This is a genomic window from uncultured Campylobacter sp. (assembly GCF_938017705.1).
GTDB lineage: Bacteria > Campylobacterota > Campylobacteria > Campylobacterales > Campylobacteraceae > Campylobacter_B.
Map to the genome: position 1 here is coordinate 1 of NZ_CALIIS010000216.1, position 1,528 is coordinate 1,528.

Consider the following 1,528-nt stretch of genomic DNA (forward strand, 5'->3'; position numbering starts at 1 on the left):
CCGGGTGGGCTTTTGGATCAGGCGATCGGACTTGTGAATTTATTCGTCAGCAAAGGGCTTATTGTCTCGCAAAAAGGACGCGCGAAAAACGAAACTGAAGCCCATAACGCCGATCCTAAAAAGAAGATCACCGATTTGCCGCTGGTAGTATTAGTAAACGGCGGTAGCGCGAGTGCGAGCGAGATCGTAAGCGGCTCGCTTCAGGATCTAAAGCGCGCGGTAGTCGTCGGCGAAAACACCTTCGGCAAGGGAAGCGTGCAGGTGATCCTGCCGATCGAGGATAAAGAAGCTCTGCGACTTACCATAGCGCGCTACTATCTCTCAAGCGGCCGCACCATCCAAGCAGTGGGCGTGACGCCCGATCTCATAGTGGCGCCGGGCAAGGTGCCAAGCCGCGACGAGGATGAATTCTCGCTAAAAGAAGCCGATCTTAAAAAGCACCTAAAAAGCGAGCTTGCCAAGGTTGAGACCGATAAAAAAGAGAAAAAAGACGAACAGAAAAAGGATGAGAAAAATTTCATCACAGCAGAGCAGATTAATAACGATATCCAGTTAAAAACCGCAATAGACGCGATAAAAATTCTAAACATCAAGTAAGGAGAGTGTGATGCAAGCTACTAAAAAAGAGCTCATCTACGAAGGCAAGGGCAAAAAGATGTGGTCGGTTAACGAAAGCGACGACCTTTTGATCTCGGAATTTAAAGATTCGCTAACGGCATTCAATGGCGTCAAAAAAGCCGAAGAGAGCGGCAAAGGCGCGCTGAATTGTAAAATTTCGACGCTAATTTTTGATCTGCTTAAAAAGCACGGCATCGCCACCGCGCTTGTTGAGACGATCAGTCCGACCGAGCAGCTAGTGAAAAAATGTAAAATTTTCCCTCTTGAGATCATCGCTCGTAATATCGCTACCGGCTCGCTTACAAAGCGCCTGGGCATCAAAGAGGGCACGAAACTTCCGTTTACGCTGGTGGAGTTTTGCTACAAAGACGACGATCTGGGCGATCCGATACTAAATGACGAGCATTGCGTGTTGCTCGGCGCCGTAAAGAGCCAAAGCGAGCTTGACGAGCTCAAAAAGATCGCGCGCAAGATCAATGAAATTTTGGTTAAATTTTTCGACGAGCGAAATTTAAAGCTCGTGGATTTCAAAATCGAGCTTGGCAGAGATAAGGACGGCAATATCCTGCTTGCAGATGAGATCAGCCCCGATAGCTGCCGCTTTTGGGACAAACAGACCGACAAGAAGCTCGATAAGGACGTATTCAGACAGGATCTCGGTAGCGTAAAAGTGGCTTACGAAGAGGTCTTGCGTAGAATTTTAGGATAAGCGATGAAGGTAATCGTAAACGTAAGGCTTAAGCAGGGCGTGCTCGATCCGCAGGGCAAGGCGGTTTTGCACGCCCTTGCTGCGCTTGGATTTAGCGGCGTGCGAGATGTGCGCGTAGCCAAACAGATCGTCCTTGATATAGATGGCGAGGATAGGGATAAAATTTGCGCCGACGTCGCTAGGATGTGCGATGAAATTTTG

At 48.6% G+C, this 1,528-nt stretch carries 3 protein-coding genes; all 3 read left to right on the plus strand.

Annotation, left to right across the window (positions count from 1 at the left end):
• Nucleotides 1-597 (plus strand): S41 family peptidase (locus Q0605_RS09880; RefSeq protein WP_298706630.1); only part of this gene is annotated, 597 nt, incomplete at its 5' end.
• Nucleotides 598-607: 10 nt separating this feature from the next.
• On the plus strand, nucleotides 608-1,327 hold the full coding sequence (gene purC / locus Q0605_RS09885; RefSeq protein WP_298706632.1) for a phosphoribosylaminoimidazolesuccinocarboxamide synthase: 720 nt from the start codon (nucleotides 608-610) through the stop codon (nucleotides 1,325-1,327).
• 3 nt (nucleotides 1,328-1,330) lie between these two features.
• Nucleotides 1,331-1,528 (plus strand): phosphoribosylformylglycinamidine synthase subunit PurS (gene purS / locus Q0605_RS09890; RefSeq protein ID WP_298706633.1); only part of this gene is annotated, 198 nt, incomplete at its 3' end.